General features: G+C 72.9%; 17 protein-coding genes. 13 read left to right on the plus strand and 4 right to left on the minus strand.

The window, feature by feature from the left end; all coding sequences use genetic code 11:
• The 7 genes from AB0O11_RS14720 (at window position 1) to AB0O11_RS14750 (ending at window position 7,662) form a co-directional block, all read left to right on the plus strand.
• Entirely contained in the window at window positions 1-1,056 is a 1,056-nt protein-coding gene (locus AB0O11_RS14720) for a hypothetical protein (RefSeq protein WP_363385925.1), read from the plus strand.
• 3 nt (window positions 1,057-1,059) lie between these two features.
• Window positions 1,060-1,974: a hypothetical protein gene (locus tag AB0O11_RS14725; protein ID WP_363385928.1), complete on the plus strand. Its 915-nt coding sequence runs from the start codon at window positions 1,060-1,062 to the stop codon at window positions 1,972-1,974.
• 77 nt (window positions 1,975-2,051) lie between these two features.
• Window positions 2,052-3,374 carry an MFS transporter gene (locus AB0O11_RS14730; protein WP_363385931.1) on the plus strand — a complete coding sequence of 441 codons (1,323 nt, stop codon included), beginning with the start codon at window positions 2,052-2,054 and terminating at the stop codon, window positions 3,372-3,374.
• Window positions 3,375-3,531: 157 nt separating this feature from the next.
• Window positions 3,532-4,311, plus strand: a complete 780-nt coding sequence (locus AB0O11_RS14735) for an HAD-IIA family hydrolase (RefSeq protein WP_363385934.1) — start codon at window positions 3,532-3,534, stop codon at window positions 4,309-4,311.
• A gap of 81 nt (window positions 4,312-4,392) precedes the next feature.
• Window positions 4,393-5,535 carry a low temperature requirement protein A gene (locus AB0O11_RS14740; protein WP_363385936.1) on the plus strand — a complete coding sequence of 381 codons (1,143 nt, stop codon included), beginning with the start codon at window positions 4,393-4,395 and terminating at the stop codon, window positions 5,533-5,535.
• A 78-nt stretch (window positions 5,536-5,613) separates the two neighbouring features.
• Window positions 5,614-6,342 carry a uracil-DNA glycosylase gene (locus tag AB0O11_RS14745; RefSeq protein WP_363385938.1) on the plus strand — a complete coding sequence of 243 codons (729 nt, stop codon included), beginning with the start codon at window positions 5,614-5,616 and terminating at the stop codon, window positions 6,340-6,342.
• A 177-nt stretch (window positions 6,343-6,519) separates the two neighbouring features.
• Complete coding sequence (locus AB0O11_RS14750) at window positions 6,520-7,662, plus strand: glycoside hydrolase family 6 protein (protein WP_363385940.1); 1,143 nt, start codon at window positions 6,520-6,522, stop codon at window positions 7,660-7,662.
• Between the two features lie 89 nt (window positions 7,663-7,751).
• Here the strand turns inward: AB0O11_RS14750 and AB0O11_RS14755 are convergent, their stop codons facing one another.
• From AB0O11_RS14755 to AB0O11_RS14770, 4 genes are all read right to left on the minus strand, one after another.
• A complete protein-coding gene (locus tag AB0O11_RS14755; protein WP_363386103.1) occupies window positions 7,752-9,611 on the minus strand; it encodes a kelch motif-containing protein in 1,860 nt (619 codons plus the stop codon).
• A 210-nt stretch (window positions 9,612-9,821) separates the two neighbouring features.
• Window positions 9,822-11,942 carry a cellulose synthase catalytic subunit gene (locus AB0O11_RS14760; RefSeq protein ID WP_363385943.1) on the minus strand — a complete coding sequence of 707 codons (2,121 nt, stop codon included), beginning with the start codon at window positions 11,940-11,942 and terminating at the stop codon, window positions 9,822-9,824.
• A gap of 430 nt (window positions 11,943-12,372) precedes the next feature.
• Window positions 12,373-13,101 carry a 3-oxoacid CoA-transferase subunit B gene (locus AB0O11_RS14765; RefSeq protein ID WP_363385946.1) on the minus strand — a complete coding sequence of 243 codons (729 nt, stop codon included), beginning with the start codon at window positions 13,099-13,101 and terminating at the stop codon, window positions 12,373-12,375.
• 3 nt (window positions 13,102-13,104) lie between these two features.
• Entirely contained in the window at window positions 13,105-13,866 is a 762-nt protein-coding gene (locus AB0O11_RS14770; RefSeq protein WP_363385949.1) for a CoA transferase subunit A, read from the minus strand.
• 511 nt (window positions 13,867-14,377) lie between these two features.
• On the opposite strand from AB0O11_RS14770, the gene AB0O11_RS14775 reads away from it, so the two are divergent.
• The 6 genes from AB0O11_RS14775 to AB0O11_RS14800 all read left to right on the plus strand — a co-directional run bounded on the left by AB0O11_RS14775 (window position 14,378) and on the right by AB0O11_RS14800 (window position 20,426).
• Window positions 14,378-15,649: a substrate-binding domain-containing protein gene (locus AB0O11_RS14775; protein ID WP_363385951.1), complete on the plus strand. Its 1,272-nt coding sequence runs from the start codon at window positions 14,378-14,380 to the stop codon at window positions 15,647-15,649.
• A gap of 5 nt (window positions 15,650-15,654) precedes the next feature.
• On the plus strand, window positions 15,655-16,461 hold the full coding sequence (locus AB0O11_RS14780) for an ABC transporter ATP-binding protein (protein ID WP_363385953.1): 807 nt from the start codon (window positions 15,655-15,657) through the stop codon (window positions 16,459-16,461).
• A 56-nt stretch (window positions 16,462-16,517) separates the two neighbouring features.
• Window positions 16,518-17,321 carry an ABC transporter ATP-binding protein gene (locus AB0O11_RS14785; protein WP_363386105.1) on the plus strand — a complete coding sequence of 268 codons (804 nt, stop codon included), beginning with the start codon at window positions 16,518-16,520 and terminating at the stop codon, window positions 17,319-17,321.
• Window positions 17,321-18,187, plus strand: coding sequence for a branched-chain amino acid ABC transporter permease (locus tag AB0O11_RS14790; RefSeq protein WP_224279012.1), 867 nt, complete (start codon window positions 17,321-17,323; stop codon window positions 18,185-18,187). Before AB0O11_RS14785 ends, AB0O11_RS14790 begins: the two co-directional genes overlap by 1 nt.
• Window positions 18,188-18,438: 251 nt before the next feature.
• Complete coding sequence (locus AB0O11_RS14795; RefSeq protein ID WP_363385956.1) at window positions 18,439-19,524, plus strand: branched-chain amino acid ABC transporter permease; 1,086 nt, start codon at window positions 18,439-18,441, stop codon at window positions 19,522-19,524.
• Window positions 19,521-20,426, plus strand: a complete 906-nt coding sequence (locus AB0O11_RS14800; RefSeq protein WP_363385959.1) for an alpha/beta hydrolase — start codon at window positions 19,521-19,523, stop codon at window positions 20,424-20,426. The genes AB0O11_RS14795 and AB0O11_RS14800 overlap by 4 nt, the downstream gene beginning before the upstream one ends.
• Window positions 20,427-20,475 lie beyond the last annotated feature (49 nt).

Consider the following 20,475-nt stretch of genomic DNA (forward strand, 5'->3'; position numbering starts at 1 on the left):
ATGGGGCGTTCGAAGACCAGCGGCCGTGCGACGGCCGGGCGGCCGGCCGGCCGCCACCCGAGCGGCATCGTGGATGCCGTCCTCGGCCGGAGCCATGCGGCGGAGCGGCTGGCCCTGTGCCGCCTGATCACCGGCGCCGCCGTCCTCCGTACGGTCTGGCACCTGCCGTCGGGCCGCTTCGTCGCCGACTACAAGCCCATGGTGGAGGAGGCCGACGGCAGGCCCGCGAAGGGCCCCGCCCTCGACCCCCTGGTGTACGAGGCGCTCCGGGGCGTCGCGGCGGTCTCGACCGGCGCCTGGATGCTGGGCGCCCGGCATCCGGCCGTGAAGATCGCCGCGAACGGCTCCTTCGCGCTGCTCCAACGGCAGCTCGTGGCGCTCGACGACGACGCGTACAACTACAACAGCCACCTCAACGTGTTCCTGGCGCTGCTCTCCCTCGCGGACGAGCCCGGCAGCGCCGTGGCGGGGGCCGTGACCGGGGCCGTCGCGGGCACGGGGGCCGCGGTGGACGCGGAGTACCGGGCGGACCCGGAGTACACGGAGTACGCCTCGGCGGTGCTGACCGCCCTTCAGGCCTACTACGCCACCATGTACCTCCAGTCCGGCATCTCCAAGCTGGTCAAGGTCGGCTGGCGGTGGACGGAGGGGCGGACCCTCCGCGCGGCCTGGGCGGAGGTGGGCACACCCGCCGGCAAGCGCCTCGCGGCCATGGACCCCGGGCTGGCCAAGGCCGCGTCGACCGCCGCCCTGGTCTACGAACTGGCCTTCGCCCCCTTGCTCGTGGCGGCCTGGCGCCACAAGGAGCTGCTGGGCCTGTCCTCGGCCGCCTTCCACGGCGCGGTCAAGGCCACCATGGGCATCTCCTTCTGGCACCTGTCCTGGTTCTCGGTCCCGCTCTTCGCGGCCCCTGACGAGGCCGTGCGCAGGTGCGGCCGGCTCCTGGCCGCGCCGCGCGGGAACGCCCGGGCGCGCCGGGGCGCCGCGGTGGCGGGGGCGCTCCTCGGAGCCGCGCCGCTGGTGCGCTCCTGGCTGCGGAAGCGGGCCGGGGCGTAGCGCATGCCGATCACCACCGCTGTCGTCGGGACCGGACTCGCCGCCCACCGGGCCCGGGCGACCCTGCGCCACTGCGAGCTCTTCACCACCGCCGGGGACGAGGACGTCCCCGCCGTGCCGGGCGCCGGCGCGGTGGCGCTGCGCGAGTGGAACCGCCTGCTGGGGAACCCGAACATCGAGCTGCTCGTGATCGCGGCACCCCCGGGCGACCGGATCGCCCTCAGCCGGGCAGCCCGCGCCGCCGGGAAGGCGGTCCTCCTGGAGGAGGGCCCGCCGCTCTCCCTCGCGGAGCTGGACCGGCTCGCCGAGGACGACGCGCTGCTCGACGCCCCCGTGGGAATGGTGCTGCCGTTCCGGGCCGTGCTGGACCTCGACCAGGGCCTGACCCGGGTGCCCTGGACGCCGGTGGCCTGCGCGGGGCTGTTCGTCTCCGAGTTCGTCCCGCGCCCGGTACCGCCCCGGAACCGGCGCACCGGGCAGCCGGAGGACGGCGGCCCGGCGCTGTGGCCCTCCCGGGCGCTGCTGGCCGCCGCCGGCCCCCTCCTCGACCTCGCGTGCCAGCTGTTCGGCCGCCCCGGGTCGGCCCACCTCAAGGGGGCCGAGACCGGATCGGCCGCCGGCTCGGTGGACTTCGTCTCCGGGGTGCCGCTCGCGCTGACCGTCACCGTGCGGTCCGCCATCGAGGACTTCCATCTGAAGGTGACGGACGTCGACCGCTCGATCCTGCTGCGGGGGCGCGAACTGCGGATCGAGGACCAGAACGGGCTCGTGACGCGCACCGTGCCGTCCCACGCCGAACTGCGCCTGGCGTCCTACCGGGAGACGGCGCGCGTGCTGCGCTCCGGGGCGTCCGTCGGGCGCCGTTCGCCGGAGTCCACCCGCTTCCTGGCGGAGTGCCTGGCGCTCCTGCGGCTGTGAGCAGGCCGCCCGTCCGGGCCGTCAGTCCGTCGGCCGAGCCGTCCTCGGCACCACCGTGAGGATCATCAGGAGAAGACATGCGAAAGCCGAAGAAGCGTGGAACCGACCTCTCGGTCCTACGGGAACGCCCCTTCCTGCTGCTGTTCTCGGCGCGTTCCGTCTCCCTGCTCGGTGACGCGATGGCGCCGGTCGGGCTGGCCTTCGCCGTTCTCGGCATGCCGGGCGGGTCGGGCTCGACGCTCGGGCTGGTTCTCGCCGCGCACCTGGCGGCGCAGGCGGTGTTCCTGCTGTACGGGGGCGTCCTCGCCGACCGGCTCCCGCGCAACCGGGTCATGGTCTGCGCGGATCTGGTGGCGGGCGCGGCCCAGGGCCTGATCGCGCTCCTGGTGCTCACCGGGTCGGCGTCCACGGCGGCCCTGGTCGCCCTCTCGGCGGTCAGCGGCGCCGCGAGTGCGCTCTTCACCCCCGCCTCCCGGTCGGTGACCGTCCTGCTGGTGCCCCCGGACAAGGTCCAGCCGGCGAACGCGCTCGTCCAGCTGTCCATGAGCGTCGGCAGCATGAGCGGTGCTGCCGTCGCGGGCGTCCTCGTGTCGTTCGTCGGCCCCGGCTGGGCGCTGGTGGCGGACGCGGCGACCTTCCTGGTGTCCGCCGCGCTGCTGAGCGGTCTCCGGCTTCCCCCGGTCGTCCCGGAGCCGGCCGGGGACCGCCCGGCCGGCGGCAGCCGGATCATCTCCGAGATGCGGGGCGGCTGGCGGGAGTTCACCGCCCGTCAGTGGGTCTGGGCGAGCGTCGGCCAGCTGGCGCTGGTGAACGTCTGCATGGCCGGGGGCTTCCTCGTCCTGGGGCCGGTCATCGCCGCCCGGCACCTCGGTGGCGCATCGGCCTGGGCCGCGGTGCTCGCCTGCCAGGCGGTCGGGTTCGCGGTGGGCTGTGTGATCGGGATCCGGATCCGGCCCCGGCGTCCGGTCCGGGCCGCCGCCCTGTTCACGCTGGGGATCGCGCCGCCGTTCCTCTGCCTGGCCGGCACGGCGCCGGCCGTCGCCACGGCCGCAGCCATGTTCGGCGCCGGCCTGTGCATCGCCCTGAGCGGCATCACGTTCGAGACGGCCCTCCAGAAGCACGTGCCGCCGGAGGCGATGTCCCGGGTCATGTCCTACGACGCGTTCGGCTCCATCGTCTTCGTCCCGATCGGTCTGGCCGTCGTCACGCCGATCGCGGACCTGGCGGGCACCGGCTCCACCCTCCTGGGCGGCGCGTCCCTCGTCGTCCTGGCGGCCCTCACCCTCGCCGCCCTGCCGAGCGTCGGGGGCGTGCGCGACGCCGGTCCGGACGCCGGCGCGGAGGACGACGGTGCCGCGGTGCCCCTCGTCGGCCCGGTCCCGGTCGCGGAGGAGGCCTGACCGCGGTCCGCGGAGCGACGGGCGCTGTGGGCCGCGCCGATGGACGACTACGCTGGTCGGAGTTGGGGCAGCCTGTGGCGCCCGACCGGCCGAGGGTGTCCGGTGCGGGCATGTGCGACATCGTTCAGAGCCTTTGCAAGACCGAGGAGACACCTACGTGGCAGAGCGCAAGCCCATCGAGTCCTGGTTGACCGACATGGACGGGGTCCTCATCCACGAGGGCACGCCGATCCCCGGGGCGGAGGAGTTCCTGCGCAGGCTGCGGGAGTCCGGCAAGCCCTTCCTGGTCCTCACCAACAACTCCATCTACACCCCGCGCGACCTCAGCGCCCGGCTGGCCGGGATGGGGCTGGAGGTGCCCGAGGAGTGCATCTGGACCTCCGCGCTGGCCACGGCCAAGTTCCTCAAGAGCCAGCGGCCGCAGGGGACCGCGTACGTGATCGGCGAGGCGGGGCTCACCACCGCGCTGTACCAGGCCGGGTACGTGCTGACCGACAACAACCCCGACTACGTCGTCCTCGGCGAGACCCGCACCTACTCCTTCGAGGCGCTCACCAAGGCGATCCGCCTGATCAACCAGGGCGCCCGGTTCATCTGCACCAACCCGGACGAGACCGGCCCCTCCCCCGAGGGCGTGCTGCCGGCCACTGGTTCGGTCGCGGCCCTGATCACCAAGGCGACCGGTGTCGAGCCGTACTTCGTCGGCAAGCCCAACCCGCTGATGATGCGCGAGGCGCTGAACACCGCGGGCGCCCACTCCGAGACGGCGGTGATGATCGGCGACCGGATGGACACCGACATCGTCGCGGGCATGGAGGCCGGCATGGAGACCGTCCTGGTGCTCACCGGCCTGACCTCCGCCGCCGACGTGGAGCGCTTCCCGTACCGGCCGACCCGTGTGGTCAAGTCGATCGCGGACCTGGTCGAGCTGGTCTAGCCTCTGCGGTGCTGTCGTGGGCCCCGTTCCGGCCGGTCGCCGGGGCGGGGCCGCTTCGTACCTGCGGGGAGGGCCAGGCGGATGGGTGTCACGGGGGAAGCGCAGGGGCTGGGGGAGAAGCGGGTCACCTGGGCGGAGCTCTACTTCGACCTGGTCTTCGTCTTCGCGATCACCCAGGTCTCCGGGCTGCTGCACCACCACCACGACGTGACCGGACTGGTCCGGGCGCTGGTGGTGTTCGTGCCGGTGTACTGGTGCTGGGTGGGCACCACCGTGCAGGCCAACATCCGGGACGTGGACAACCTGCGGGACCGGCTGGGCATCCTGCTGGCCGGGCTGGCCGGCCTGTTCATGGCGCTGGCGGTCCCGGGGGCGTACGGCGGGCGGGGCGTGCTGCTCGGCGCCGCGTACTGGCTGGCCCGGGTGGTGCTGCTGCTCCTGGTGGTCCGGATCCCGGGCGCCTGGCGCGGCCCGTACGGGGTGGGTGTGCTGGTCAGCGGGCCGCTGCTGCTGGCGGGCGGGCTGTTGCCGGACGGGCCGCGGCTCGCGCTGTGGGCGGCGGCCGCGCTCGGCGACCTGACCGCGCCGCTGGTGTTCCGGCGGCGGCTCGCGGTGGTGGCGTACCACCCGGCGCACATGCCGGAGCGGTTCGCGCTGTTCCTGCTGGTGGCGCTCGGCGAGTCGATCGTCGGGATCGGCGGCACGGCGGCCTCGGTCCGGCTGGACGTGGCCGAACTCGCCGCCGTGGCGGTCGCGTTCACCATCTCGGTGGGCCTGTGGTGGCAGTACTTCGTGTACGCGGCGGACGCCATGCGGCACGCCGTGGAGGTCGCCGACTCGCGCCGGGACGTGGTCCGGAGGATCTTCCAGTACGGGCACCTGGCGCTGGCCGCGGGGGTGATCGGGGTGGCGGTCGGCTTCGGGGGGACGGTCGCGGACCCGCGGCGGGCGCTCGGCGCGGGGTCGGTGGCGCTGCTGTACGGCGGCTGCGGGCTGTACCTGCTGACCTTCGGGTACACGCGCTGGATGATGTTCCGTCAGGTCGCGACGACCCGGATCGCGGCGGCGGCGGTGGTGCTGGCGCTGCTGCCCGCGATGGTGCGGCTGCCGGCGCTGGTGGTGCTGGTGGTGCTCGCGGTGCTGCTGGTGGCGCTCAACGCGGTGGAGCACCTGCGGGTGGAGCGGGCGGCCGCCCGGAGCCCGGAGCCCCGTCCGGGGGAGTGAGTTGTCGGTGGGGCTGTGTAGCGTTCGGGGTGAAAGAGGGCGTGCGGCGCAGCAGCCGCGGTGTGGGAGGTAGATGTCGTGACGGACACGGTCGAGGCGGGCGTGGTCGAGGCCGGCGAGGGCGGCGGGCTGGAGCTCCCCGAGTCCTGGCGCGGGGTGCTGGGCGCCGAGACGGAGAAGCCGTACTTCGCCGAGCTGGCGGCCTTCGTGGCGGCCCAGCGCGCGGAGCACGAGGTGTTCCCGCCGAGCGGCCAGGAGTTCGCCGCGCTGGAGGCCACTCCGTACGACAAGGTCCGGGTGCTCGTGCTCGGCCAGGACCCGTACCACGACAACGGCCAGGCCCACGGCATGAGCTTCTCGGTGCTGCCGGGCACCAAGACGCCGCCGTCGCTGCGGAACATCTTCAAGGAGCTGGACGCCGACCTGGGCGTCCCCGCCCCGGACAACGGCTACCTGATGCACTGGGCCGAGCAGGGCGTGCTGCTGCTCAACGCGGTGCTCACGGTCCGCGCGCACGAGGCCAACTCGCACAAGGCGAAGGGCTGGGAGAAGTTCACCGACGCGGTGATCAAGGCGGTGAGCGACCGCGAGGAGCCGGTGGTCTTCGTGCTGTGGGGCAACTACGCGAAGAAGAAGCTGCCGCTGATCGACACCGCCAAGCACGTGGTGGTGCAGGGGGCGCACCCGTCGCCGCTGTCGGCGAAGCTGTTCTTCGGCAGCCGTCCGTTCTCGCAGATCAACGCCGCGCTGGACTCCTTCGGCGGCGCGGAGATCGACTGGCAGGTGCCGAGCCTGAAGCAGGACTGAGCCTCGGTGCGGGCGCCTCGGGTGCTCCCGAGGACTCTCCCCGAGCACTCCTGATCGGTTCCGGGCGCCGCTGAGCGCCGGTGGCCGTGGGCCGGACGGGTCCGATGTCCCGTTCGCCCACGGCCACATGCCGTTCACCGTCGGCGCCCGTCGGCCGGTGCCGGGTGTGCTTAGCTGATGCCGACCGGTCGCCGGACCGGTCCCGGGGAGGGGCGGTACGTGCACGGGCTGGGGCGGACGGGGACGTTGCGGAGGGCCGCGGGGGTACTGCTGGCCGGGGTGGTGCTGGCGGCCGCGTCCGGCTGCAGCGGTTCGGCGGGCGGCGGTTCGGCGGGCGGAGGCGAACCGGGCGCGGCTTCCGCGGCGGGCTCGGGTCCGGCCGCGGGCACCGGCTCGGGTGCGGGCACCGGTCAGGCCGGTGCGGGCGGGGCCCTCGCCCAGCTTCCCGGGCAGGCCTTCTACGTCTCCGACCGGACCAACGCCGCCCACCAGGTGACCGCGCTGCGCGGCCAGGGCCGGACGACGGAGGCCGACACACTGCTGCGGATCGCCGCCCAGCCCTCCTCCCAGTGGCTCGGCGAGCAGGGTGCCCGGGAGATCGCTGAGCAGGTGAGCCGGCAGGCCGCCGAGGCCGGCCGGACGGCGGTCTTCGTCGCGTACGACATCCCGCACCGCGACTGCGGCCAGTACTCGGCCGGCGGCGCCCCCGACGCGGCCGCCTACCGGGCCTGGATCACCGGCATCGTGCAGGCCCTCGGCGACCGCAAGGCCTGGGTGGTGCTGGAGCCGGACGCCGTCGCGCACACCCTGGACAACTGCGGGATCAAGGGCGACCTGGCCGCCGAGCGGTACGGCCTGCTGGCCTTCGCCGTCCAGGAGCTGAAGAGGAACCCGAACGCGCGGGTCTACCTGGACGCGGGCAACCCCGGCTGGGCGCAGGACCCGGAGGAACTGGCCACGGCCCTGCGCAAGTCGGGCATCGCGGCGGCGGACGGCTTCGCCGTGAACGTCGCCAACTTCTACGACACCGACCGGAACGCGGCGTACGGCGCCAGGCTCTCCGCGGCCCTGGGCGGGAAGAACTTCGTCATCGACACCAGCCGCAGCGGCAACGGGGCGCTGGGCGGCACCGCCTGGTGCAACCCGCCCGGGCGCGCGCTCGGCGAGCGACCGACCACCGAGACCGGCCGTGCCGGGGTGGACGCCTACCTGTGGATCAAGAACCCGGGGGAGTCGGACGGCGACTGCGGCCGGGGCGAGCCCCGGGCCGGCGAGTTCTGGCTGCCGTACGCGCTCGGGCTGGCGCAGGCGGCGCGCTGAGGCCGCCTGCGCCGGCCGGGGGCGTCGGTGTCGTGCGCGGGCCATGGCGTCCTATGCGGGCCTCGACGTCCTATGCGGGCCTCGACGTCCTATGCGGTGACCTGGATCCAGCGGGCGACCGACGGGGTACCGGCGGCGTCCGTCAGGAACAGCATGTACCAGCCCGGCGGCAGCAGGTTGGGGTTGCCGGGCAGGGTGAGGGAGACGCCGTCCGCCGTCCGCCCGGCGATGTCCAGGGCCACCGAGCGCTGCTCGACGTCCGTCACGTGGGTGACCGAACTCGGCCGGATCAGCTTGGCGGTGGCGACCGCCTCCGGCCGGGCGGTGCCGACGTCGACGGTGGTGCCGAGCCTGGCCGCCTGCGGAACGGCACCGACCTGCGGGCGGTCGCCGTGGTACAGGTACGGCGGGGTGTAGATCTCGATGCGCTGCTCGAAGCCGCCCGGCTGGGTCTCGGCCTTGTCCGCGAAGAGCGGGTTGGAGCCCAGCACGGCGACCCGGCCGTCCGGCAGCAGCAGCGCCTCGGAGTGGTAGTTGCGGCCGACGGCCGGCTCGGCGGCAGTGCTGAAGCTGTTGGAATCCGGGTGGTACACCTGCGCCTTGAGCAGGTCGCTGTCGCCCCGGCCGCGATAGCCGCTGGAGCCGCCGGTGGTGAAGACGGTGTCGTCCGGGAGGATCACGCTGTTGAGGTAGCGGGTGCCGCCCGCCGGCAGGTCCGGGCCCGGGGTGAAGGCGGGCCTGGCGGCGGAGAGGTCCGCGATGTCGGTGCGGGCCGTGGACAGCGGGGACTCGCCGACGCCGCCGCCGCCCAGCACCATCACCTTCTGCGCCTGCGCGGGCGGCAGCAGCACCGAGGAGGAGGTCTCGGTGAGGCCGGGGTCGCGCAGGCCGGGGACGGGCTGGAAGGCTCCGTTCGACAGGTCCCACGCGCCGGGCTCGCGGCCCTTGTCGCCGGGGCCGTAGCCGCCGTTGGAGCCCGAGTAGAAGAGCTTGCCGGACGCGGTCAGGAAGATCGCCGGGTAGGTCGGGAAGTAGTGGTCGGGGCCCTTGGACCAGGACTTGGTCTTCGGGTCGTAGATCTCGTTGTCGTTGCCGTTGAGGATCTCCCCGGTGTCGTCCAGCCCGGAGACGGTGACCACCCGGCCGTCGCCCAGCCCGGTCAGCGTCGGGTACCAGCGGGCGTGGGCCATGTCGGTGACCGGCTCGTACAGCTCGGTGTCCGGGTTGAACTCGAAGGCGGAGCGGATGCCCTGGTACTCCTGCTTGTCCAGGGTCAGCTTCTCGTTCTGCCCGTACAGGTCGTGGGCGTCGGTGCCGCTCAGGCCCTTGATCCGGTACTGGGCGGGGGAGTCGGAGACGTAGTCCGGGCCCGGGCCGACCGCCTCCACGTACACGTGCTGCTCGCCGGCGGTGACCACGGTCTGCTTGCCGGAGCCGGTCTTGGTCGCGGCCGGGACGGTCACCGGAGCGGTGCTGGCGTACTCGTGGCCGTTCGGGGCGACGAAGACGGTGCCCTTCGGGAAGGTCCGGTCGCGCTCCGGGCTCTCGTTGCGCACCCGCATGATGCCGGCCGCCTTCTTCACGACACCGGCCAGCTTCTCGTAGCGCTGGGTGCCGCCGGCCACCAGGACGCGGCCGTCCGCCAGCGAGGTGTGGCCACCGCAGAACATGTCGGCCGGGGTGGGGATCATCTTGTAGGTGTTCCTGGCCGGGTCCCAGAGCAGGCTCCTGAAGGTGCCCGCGTTGAACTGCTTCTCGTCGTTGCCGGAGCCGGCCACGATCAGGACCTTGCCGGTGCGCAGCAGGGTCGCGTGCACGGCGTTGACCCGGAACTCGGCGGGCAGCGACAGGGTCTGCCAGTGGCCGTACTGCGCCTTGTACTCGGGGCGGTTGATCACGTAGTGGTGGTACTGCTCGGAGGCGAAGCCGAGGACGGCCGGCGCGTTCATCCCGGCCACGGTCAGTGCGACGGTGCTGCCGAGGGCGAGACGTTTGGTGCGGCCGGCCTTGTGGATCTTCACGGTGGTTGCTCCCTCGGGAGGCGGTCGGGGGCGGGCGCTGCTCGGTGGCGCTGCTCCGTGGGCGCGGGTCCTCAGCGGGCGGCTCTGTTCACGTGGGAGGCGAGTCAGTGGGCGGCTCTGCTCAGCGGGTGGCTCTGTTCAGTGGGAGGGCGTGCCGCTGCCGGCGTGGTCGGATACGGCTCCTACGGGCCGGGTGGGTGGTACGGGCTGGGCGGGTGGTACCGGCCGGGCCCGCCCGGTGAGCCGGGCGGCTCGGGGGTCGCGGGCGTGGCGCGGGCGGCGCTTCTCCAGGACGACCGTCGGGGCGGCCGCCGGGCCGCCGGTGACGGTGAGGGTGGCGGTGGGGCGGGTCCGGCGGCGGCGGACGGCGTCGCCGGCGGTGATCAGGACCGGCAGGAGGGTGAGCACCAGGGCGATCCAGGCCCAGGTGCGCATCGCGACGTGGTCGTAACCGGTGACGTAGGACGCGGCGATCGCGCAGCCGAACACCAGCGTCCAGAACAGGTGGAAGCGGAAGGTGCCCAGGCGGTCGGTACTGGCCGAGCGGCCCTTCGGCGTCACCACGAAGCGGCTGCGGCGGCGTACCAGCGCCTGGAGCAGCGAGGCTGCGTAGACCGGGCCGCAAAGCGCCGACATCACCATGCCGGCGACCCCGGAGGAGCCGGCCGGTTCGTGCGGGCTCACGTTGTGCTTGCGGTTCCAGGTGTAGAGCAGGAGCTGGAGCGCGGCGGCGTCGCTGTAGAGCATCATCCAGATCTCCGAGGAGACGTGCACGCCCGAGGCGCCGAAGCCCAGGTAGAGCACGCTGGACAGGCCGCCGAGCAGCCAGGTGAGCGCCGCCATGGGGTAGAAGCCCACCATCAGCGAGTAGTTGAGCAGTCGCCCGGGCGACAGCCGCCACAGCACCCGCCAGTACTGGGTGAGCAGGGTCTCGTAGGTGCCGCGGCTCCACCGCAGTTGCTGGGAGAAGAAGTCGGTCCAGGAGGAGGGCCCTTCGCCGACCGCGAGCACGTCCGGGGTGTACACGGACTTCCAGCGTTCTCCGGTCTCCGGGTTCCGGCTCCGGTGGAACTCCAGACCGGTCGCCATGTCCTCGGTGATGGAGTCGTACAACCCGCCGATCGACTGGAGTGCCCGGATTCTGACGGCGTTGTTGGTGCCCACGAACATGGGCGCGCCGTAGCGGTTTCCGGCGCGCTGGATGAGGGCGTGGAAGAGGTACTGCTGGCTCTCGGAGAACTTGGTGACGGCCGAGCCCGAGCTGCGGTAGTTCCCGTACACCTGGGGGCCGACCACGAATGCCACGTCGGGGTCGCGGAAGTAGCCGAGCATCCGCTCGCAGAAGTCCGGCAGCGGAACGTGGTCGGTGTCCACGGACACCCAGAACTCGTAGTCGTCGCCGTGGGCCTGGAGCCAGGCGTTGTAGTTGCCGTGCTTGGTCCCGGCGCGGAAGCGGCCCTTCGGCCGGTTCCAGTGCGGCCGGCCGGCGCGACTGAAGTGGTGCGCGCCCAGCTCGGCGCAGAGCGCCTGCATTGCAGGATCGTTTCCCTCGTCCAACAGCCAGACGTCGTACGGTCCGTCGTGCCGAACGGCGCGGGCCGCGGTCAGCGTGGCCCGGACCATCTCCGGCGGCTCCTTGCCCGGCACGCAGGTGGTGAGGAAGGCGACCCGGGTGCCCGGCTCCGGTGTCACCGGGACCGGGTCGCGGGCGACCAGCGTGGCGTGGGTGTTGGAGACGACGTTGACCAGCCGGAACACCTCGACGACGGCGATGATGCCGATCATCACCTTGTCGCCGAGCAGCACCAGGGTGTTCGTCTCGTCCAGCCGCTCGGGCCAGTGCTCCGGCAGCAGCAGCCAGACCAGCAGCACCGCCTCCACCACGGGGGCGGCCATCAGCAGCAGGGCGGCGCGGATCCGGTGCGGCTCGCGGCGCAGCAGGCTGCGGTACCGGACGCGGTACGGGGCCGCGGGCGGCGGTTCGTACGGTGCGGGTTCGTACGGCGCTCCGGGTGCGCAGCCGTACGGTGCGCCGGGTGCGGAGCCGTACGGTGTGGCCGGTTCGGGCCAGTAGACGCCGCCACCGAGGTCGTCGTCCTCGCCCGGGTCGTACGCCGGGCCGGCGAGGCGGCTGAAGTGGCCGTAGTCGTAGGGGGCTTCGGGTGCGGGAACGGACCTCAGGGCGGCTTCGTCCAGCTGCCCGTCACCTCGCCCGTGGGCCGTTCCGACGCCCTTTCGTCGTGAGAACGGCGTGGTCATAGCTGCTCCCCCCGGAGTTCGCGCCTTGCTTCGCTGCCTCGGCTCCTGCGGTTCTCGGGCAGTTCCCGGGCTGTCCGGCACATTCGGTGTGTGCGACCGGTTCGGTTGCGCGTCGGCGCGGTGGCCCCGAATCCGGGATACCGATGTGCTTTCCAGCTTCCCCTCCGGGCACGTCGGGATCCTTGGCCTCCTCAACTCTCCCTGAGCGCAACGGTGATCGCAACCAATCGGGGAGACCGACGCCGCGCAGGCATGAAGATGCCGCGGTTCCCGGCCAATCCGGCGGGCGTTGATGCTATTGCGGCGAATTCGTTCCGGCCCCGGCGATCGGTTTGAACTCGGAGGCGACGGAGTGAGGTTTCGGGGGCTCAGCGGAACGGCCGGACCGCCCCCAGGGGGCGGTCCGGCCGGCGGTGCGGGACCGGGCTGGTCAGAGCGGGGGCAGCAGGGTGGCGCCGGTCGCCGCCTGGACGTCCGCGAAGTCCACGCCCGGTGCCGTCTCCACCACCCGCAGCCCCTCGCGGGTCACGTCGACCACCGCGAGGTCGGTGACGATCCGGTCCACAACTCCACGGCCGGTCGCCGGAAGTGACAGTTCCTCGACGATCTTCGGCGAGCCGTCCCGGGCGGTGTGCTCCATCACCACGATCAGCCGGCGGGCCCCGTGCACCAGGTCCATCGCGCCGCCCATGCCCTTGACCATCTTGCCGGGGATCATCCAGTTGGCGAGGTCCCCGGCGGCCGACACCTGCATCGCACCGAGCACCGAGACGTCGATCCGCCCGGCGCGGATCATGCCGAAGGAGGAGGCGGAGTCGAAGTACGAGGCGCCGGGGGCGACCGTCACCGTCTCCTTCCCGGCGTTGATCAGGTCGGCGTGCTCGGCGCCCTCCTCCGGGTACGGGCCGACGCCGAGGATGCCGTTCTCCGAGTGCAGTACCACCTCGACGCCAGGCGGGAGGTGGTTGGGGATCAGGGTCGGCAGGCCGATGCCCAGGTTCACGTACTGGCCGTCGCGCAACTCGCGGGCGGCGCGGGCAGCCAGGGCGTTGCGCGGGTCCAGGGTGGTTGTGGTCGTGGTCGTGGTCGTGGTCGTGGTGGCGGGGGCGGAGGCGGGTCCGGTGGGGGTGGGGGCGGTGGTGGTGGGCGGGGTGGGCATCGGTCAGGCCTCCTGGAAGGCGGGGCGGACGGTCCGGCGCTCGATGCGGCGGTCCCCGGGGTCGGCGGCCACCACCCGGTCGACGTACACCCCGGGCAGGTGCACCGCGTCCGGAGGGAGCTCGCCCGGCTCGACGATCCGGTCCGCCTCGACCAGGGTGATCCGGCCCGCCGTCGCGCAGAGCGGGTTGAAGTTCCGGGCGGCGGCGTGGAACACGCAGTTGCCGTGCCGGTCGGCGACCTCGGCCCGGACCAGCGCGAAGTCCGCCGTGATCGCCTCCTCCAGCAGGTACCGGCGGCCGCCGAACTCCCGGACCTCCTTCGGCGGGGAGGCCAGGGCCACCGAGCCGTCGGCCGCGTAGCGCCAGGGCAGCCCGCCCTCCTCGACCTGGGTGCCGACCCCGGCCGGGGTGAAGAACGCCGGGATGCCGGCGCCGCCCGCCCGCAGCCGCTCGGCCAGCGTGCCCTGCGGGGTCAGCTCCACCTCCAGCTCGCCGGAGAGGTACTGCCGGGCGAACTCCTTGTTCTCCCCGACGTACGAGGAGGTCATCCGGGCGATCCGGCCCGCCCGCAGCAGCAGGCCAAGCCCCCAGTCGTCCACCCCGCAGTTGTTCGAGACCACCCGCAGTCCGGTGGCACCGGCGTCCACCAGGGCGCCGATCAGCGTGCTCGGGATGCCGCAGAGGCCGAAGCCGCCGACGGCCAGCACCGCGCCGTCGGGGATGTCCCCGACGGCGTCGGCGGGGGAGTCCAGGACCTTGTCCAAGGGATCACCTCGTGAGGAGTGGGAGGAGGGGCGGGCGTGAGGAGGGTGGCTGTGAGGAGGGGCTGGTTGTGAGGGCTGGTTGTGAGGAGGGGCTGGTTGTGAGGGGCGGCGGAGGGAGAGAACGGCGGGGCGGCGAGTGGCAGGGGACAGGGGCGGCCGGCGGGCTCGGGAACCGCACGGAGCCCGTGGCCGGACCAGGCAGGGCTGGGGTCCTGCCTGGGCCGGACCGGGTCGGGCATGCCGCTGGGGTGGCTGCCGCCGGACGGGCTCCGCGCCCCTCCACCGTCACCGGGCAGGGGCCGCCGCAGCCATGGCGGCCACCCCCATGGGTGGGCGCGGAGCCGTGTCGGCGGGCCACATCCGGACGTCCGGAGGACGGCGGCGGACCGACGGTATGTCGGCCGGATCCACATCCCGACGGGCTGATACGTCGAATGGGCACATGTCGCCACTCCCACCGCACACCTACGGTTCCCGCATCCACCCCGCCGCACCTCAGGAGTCGGTCACCATGCGCAGCTCGACAACCCCCTCCAGGACCGCCTCCGGCGCCCGCCTGGGCGACTCCCTGACCGGCGGCCCGGCCCGGAAGCTCGCCGCCCTCGCGGCCTGCGTCCTGCTCGCCTCGGGCTGTGCCAAGGCCGGCATGGCCGGGACGAACGCGGCGGACGGTGGATCGAAGGGCCCGATCAAGGTCGGCCTGGTGTACTCCAAGACCGGACCGCTGGCCGCCTACGGCAAGCAGTACCTGGAGGGCTTCAAGGCCGGCCTGAGCTACGCGACCAAGGGCACCGGCGCGGTCGACGGGCACAAGATCGAGTTCGAGGAGCAGGACGACGCCGGCGATCCGGCCAAGGCGGTGTCCGCCGCCAAGGACCTGATCGGCAAGGGCTACAAGGTGCTGGCCGGCTCCACCGCCTCCGGTGTGGCCCTCCAGGTCGGCCCGATCGCCGCCCAGAACAAGGTGCTCTTCATCAGCGGCCCGGCCGCCGCCGACAAGGCCACCGGCCTGAACAAGTACACCTTCCGTTCCGGCCGCCAGTCCTACCAGGACATCAAGACCGCGGCCTCGTTCGTCGGCGACGCCAAGGGCAAGAAGGTCACCGTGCTCGCTCAGGACAACGCCTTCGGCCAGGCCAACGTGGCCGCCGTGAAGGCGGTGCTCGGCGCCGAGGGCGCGACGGTCGACCAGGTGCTCGCCCCGCCGAGCGCCACCGACCTCACCCCCTTCGCCACCCAGGCCAAGACCGCCAAGCCCGACCTGCTGTTCGTCGCCTGGGCCGGCGACACCGCCTCGGCCCTGTGGACGGCGCTCAACCAGCAGGACGTGTTCGCCGACACCAAGGTCGTCACCGGCCTCGACCTGGCCGCCTCCTACCCGCTGTTCGGCCCGGCCGGCGAGAAGATCTCCTTCCTGAACCACTACTTCGACGGTGCCGCCGGCACCCCGGTGGAGAAGGCCATGACCGAGGCCGTCACCGCCGCCGGAGGGAAGACGGACATCTTCACCCCGGACGGTTTCACCGCCGCCCAGATGATCGTGCACGCCGTCGAGTCCAACCACGGCTCCGCCGACGACACCTCGGCCCTGGTCAAGGCCCTGGAGGGCTGGAGCTTCGACGGGGTGAAGGGGAAGACCACCGTCCGTGCCGAGGACCACGCCCTGCTCCAGCCGATGTTCCAGGTGCGGCTGACCGGTACCGGTGCCGCCGCCAAGCCCGCGGTGGAGAAGACCCTGACCGCGGACGAGGCGGCGCCCCCGGTCACTCCGATGGCGGGCTGATCCGGATGTCCGCCCGTACCGCCTCAGCTCCTTCCGCCGCCTCCGCTCCGTCCTCTTCGTCCTCCTCTCCGGTGCTGCGTCTGGACGGGCTCGGTTGGGCCGTCCGCGGCGTGCCGATCGTCGAGGACGTCTCCTTCTCGGTCGGCGAAGGCGAGTTCATCGCCTTCATCGGGCCCAACGGTGCCGGCAAGACCTCCCTCTTCAACCTGATCTCGGGCATCTACCCGGCGACCCACGGCAGCCTCCACCTCGACGGTGCGGACATCACCGTCGAGACGGTGCACGGCAGGGCCCGCCGCGGGCTCGGCCGCACCTTCCAGACCTCCTCCCTGTGGCCGGGGATGACAGTCGCCGACCATGTCCGCCTGGCCGCCCAGGCGGCGGCCGGGCCACGTGCCTCGTACCGGCTCTGGCGCCGCGCCGACCGCTACGAGCAGCAGTTGGCCGACACCCTGGAACGCACCGATCTCGCCCATCGCGCGGACACCCTGGCCAATGCGCTCTCGCACGGGGAGAAGCGCAAGCTGGAGCTGGCCGTCCTGCTGGTCTCCGAGCCCCGGCTGATCCTGCTGGACGAGCCGATGGCCGGTGTCAGTGCGGAGGAGGTGCCCGCCCTCACCGAGCTGATCCGTTCCGTGCACCGTGACCTGGGCCGGACCGTCCTGATGGTCGAGCACCACATGGACGTCCTGCTCGGTCTGGCCGACCGGCTCGCGGTGATGCACCACGGGACCCTGCTCGCGCTGGACACCCCCGAGGCCGTGATGGCCGACCCGACCGTGCAACAGGCCTACCTGGGTGAGGCGTTGTGACCTCCTCTCCGTTCTCCGCTCAGCGCCCTTCTCCTTCGGCGCACCCGTCCTCCTCGCTGCCGCCGGCTGTCGAACCCCTCCTCTCCGTCCGTGATCTGCGGGTGGTCATCGACGGGCTGCACATCCTGCACGGCGTCGACTTCGACGTGGCCCCCGCCGGGGTGACCGCGCTCCTGGGCCGCAACGGCGCCGGCAAGACCACCACTGTCAAGGCCGTCATGGGCCTGGTGCCGCGTACCGGAAGCATCCGGTTCTCCGGTGCCGAACTCGCCTCCCTTCCCACGCATCTGGTCGTTCGTCATGGCATCGGCTACGCGCCCGAGGACCGGGGGATCTTCGCCGGCCTGACGGTCGCCGAGAACCTCCGTCTCGCCGAGCGCGCTGCCGGAATCGGGGGCGATGCCGGTGAACCGAACTACGCGCTGATCCACGAGCTCTTCCCCGAACTCAAGCAGCGGGCCGGACAGTTGGCCGGGACACTCTCCGGCGGCCAGCAGCAGATGGTGGCGATCGGCCGGACGCTGCTCAACCGCAACCGGTTGATCATCGCCGACGAGCCCACCAAGGGCCTGGCCCCGAAGATCGTCGCCGAGGTGGCCGAGGTGCTGGCGCGTGCGGCCGAGGCCGTGCCCGTCCTGCTGGTCGAGCAGAACCTCGCCCTCGTCCGCCGGTTGGCCGGCACCTGCGCCGTCCTGGCCGACGGCCGTACCGCCCACCGCGGCGACACCGCCGAGCTGTTGGCCGACGAGGAAGCTGCCCGCCGCCTGCTCGGCGTCGGCTCCCGTCACCCGCTCGCCGGCGGGACCCGACCCGCCGACTCCCCGGCCGCCCCTGTCGTCACCGCCGAGGTGAAGCCCTGATGGACACCGTCGTTCTCCTTACCTGTACCGGACTCGGTCTCGGTGCGCTGTACTTCCTGGTCGCCTCCGGTCTGTCGCTGATCTTCGGTCTGATGGACGTGCTCAACTTCGCGCACGGCGCCCTGCTCTCCATCGGCGCCTATGCCACCTGGTGGGCCGGCACCGAGGCCGGCTTCTCCTTCTGGCTCGCGGTGCCGTTCGGCACCCTGGTCGGAACGGCCGCAGCCGTCCTGCTGGAGCTCTTCCTGATCCGGCCGCTCTACAGCCGCCCGCGCGACCAGATCCTCGCCACCGTCGGGGTCGGGCTCGCCGTACCCGCCCTGCTCATGGGGATCTGGGGCGCGGACTCCCGCCCCTTCCCCCAGCCGGAACTGCTGTCCGGCACCTGGCACGTGCTCGGTGCGACCGTCCCGGTCAACCGCTTCGTGCTGGTGGCTGCCGCCGCACTGTTGCTGCTCGCTCTTCGGTTGTTCCTCGCCCGTACCCGCTACGGGCTGATCGTCCGGGCCGGCGTCGAGGACCGGGCGATGGTCACGGCGCTCGGCATCGACGTCCGGAAGGCGTTCACCCTCGTCTTCGCCCTCGGCGGGGCGGCCGCCGCGCTCGGTGGCGCCCTCGGCGGCCTCTACTTCGGTTCGGTCAATCCCGGTCAGGGGACCGGCCTGCTCATCTTCGCCTTCGTTGTCGTGGTGATGGGCGGCATGGGCTCCGTGACCGGAGCCGCCGTCGCCTCGGTGGGCGTCGGCCTCGTCCAGCAGTTCGCCAACTACTACACCGGCGCCGGGCTCGGCGACCTCTCGGTCGTCGTCCTGCTCGCCGTGCTGCTTCTCGTCCGACCCCGTGGACTCACCGGGAGGCTCGCGTGAGCGCCGAAACACCGATCACGAGCACCGGTGGCCCCGCGGCCGGCCGCAGCGCCGCCGCTCCGACAGGGGGGACTGACACCAGCCCTGCCGTGACCACCATGCCGACAGAGGGGACTGACACCAGCTCCGCCGACACCGCCACTGTGGCAAGGGGGACTGACACCGGCCTTGCCACGGCCCATTGTGAACACAAGGCCGAGTCCGACGCCATCCCTCGAACAGGTGATTCAGTCACTTATCGCTGGACAGGTGTGCACAGAGCGCTACGCTGGTGGCCGATCGCTCTGCTGATCACGCTCCTTGTCGCCCCATACAGTGCGCTTCCCGTCCCGGGACTGCTCGACGGCCCGCTCGGCAGCCCCGGAAGCCTCCAGCTGCTCGCCCTGTGCCTGCTCTACGGGGCCCTCGCCACCGGTTACGACCTCCTGCTCGGCCGGACCGGACTGCTTTCCTTCGGCCACGCGCTCTACTTCGCGACCGGCCTCTACGCCACCGACCTCGGCATGCTGGAGCTGCAACTGCCGTTCGCCGCCGCCGCGGTGTTCGGCGTCGCCTGCTCCGTGCTGCTGGCCCTGCTGCTCGGCTCGGTCAGCCTGCGCGTCACCGGCATCGGCTTCTCCATGGTCACCCTCGCCTTCGCCCAGGCCGGCTCGATCCTCGTCCAGCGCAACCCCGGTGGCGTCACCGGCGGCGAGGAGGGCCGCTCCGCCCCGGCCGACCTGCTGCCCGCCGGCCTGCTCGGGATCGAGAACACCGCCAACCTCTACTGGATCGCCGTCGGCTACCTGGTGCTGACGGTCGCCGCGGTCCACTGGGCCGTCAAGTCGCCGATGGGCCGGGTCTGGGAGGGCATCAAGGAGAACGAGCGCCGGGTCGAGGTGCTCGGACTGCGGCCCTACGGCTACAAGTTGGTCGCCTTCGTCCTGGCCGGCGGGCTCGCCGGGCTGGGCGGGGTGGTCTACCTGCTGCTGACCGGTGGCGCCACCCCGCAGGCCGCCACCTCGGACGCCACGCTCGCGCTCCTGGTCATGGTCGTCCTCGGCGGCTCCGGCACCCGCTGGGGGCCGCTGCTCGGCGGTGTCCTGTACACCTGGGCGAGCCACCGGCTCGGCGACCTCGCCAACTCGTCGACCGTCGCCGACCTGCCGGCGGTGCTGCGCGTGCCGCTGTCCCAGCCGCTGTTCCTGTTGGGTGCCCTGTTCGTCGCCGTGGTCTACCTGCTGCCCGGCGGCCTGGCTAGACTGCCTGCCCGCATCCGATCCGCCCGATCCGGCCGCTCCGCTCCGGCACAGGCCGGCCTCGGAGCCGCCCGCCCCACCGGAGGTGCCCCCGCGTGAGCCAGTCGCCGCTGAAGCCCGAGGAGTTGACGGTCCCCGTGCCCGGTGGGGACCTGGCCGTCCTGCGCTGGCCTGCCGACGACCCGCAGGCCCCGACGATCGTGGCGGTGCACGGCATCACCGCCAACGGCCTCGCCTGGTACGAGGTCGCCCGCCGGCTCGCCGGGCGGGTCACCCTGCTCGCGCCCGACCTGCGGGGCCGCGGTGCCAGCCGCACGGTCGCCGGGCCGTACGGGCTGGCCCGGCACGCCGACGACGTGGCTGCGCTGATCGGTGCGCTCGGCTCGGGGCCCGTCACGGTGGTCGGCCACTCGATGGGGGCCTGGATCACCGCCCTGGCCGCCGTCCGGCACCCCGACCTGGTCCGCCGTGTCCTGCTGGTCGACGGAGCGCTGACCTTCCCGCTGCCGGAGGGCGTCCGCGAGGAGGACGCCCTGGCCGCGGTGCTCGGTCCGGCACTGGCCCGGCTGTCCATGACCTTCCCGGACCGGGACGCGTACCGGGAGTTCTGGCGCGGGCACCCCGCCTTCGCCGGCGAGTGGACCGAGGGGATCGACGCCTACACCCAGCGCGACCTCGTCGGCACGGAGCCCGAACTGCACTCGTCCTGCGTGCTGGAGGCCGTGCAGACCGACGGCGCTCAGGTCCTGTTGGACGAGGACGCGGCCGCCGCCGTGCGCCGGCTGCCCTGCCCGGCCGAACTGCTCTGGGCCGAGCGCGGCCTGCTCGACGAGCCGCAGGGCCTCTACGACCACGAGCGGATCGGGCTGGCCGGGCTGGACCCGGAGCGGGTGCCCGCCTCGCCGGTGCCGGACACCAACCACTACTCGATCCTCTGGGGCGAGGCCGGGGCGGACCGCATCGTCCGCCTCCTGCTCGCGGACGCCCTCACCGCCGGGTAGTCGGACGGCCGCGGGAGCCGACCGGTACGACAACGGCCGGCGGGGTCCA

This window comes from Kitasatospora sp. NPDC093102, assembly GCF_040683915.1.
In the GTDB taxonomy this organism is placed as follows: domain Bacteria; phylum Actinomycetota; class Actinomycetes; order Streptomycetales; family Streptomycetaceae; genus Kitasatospora.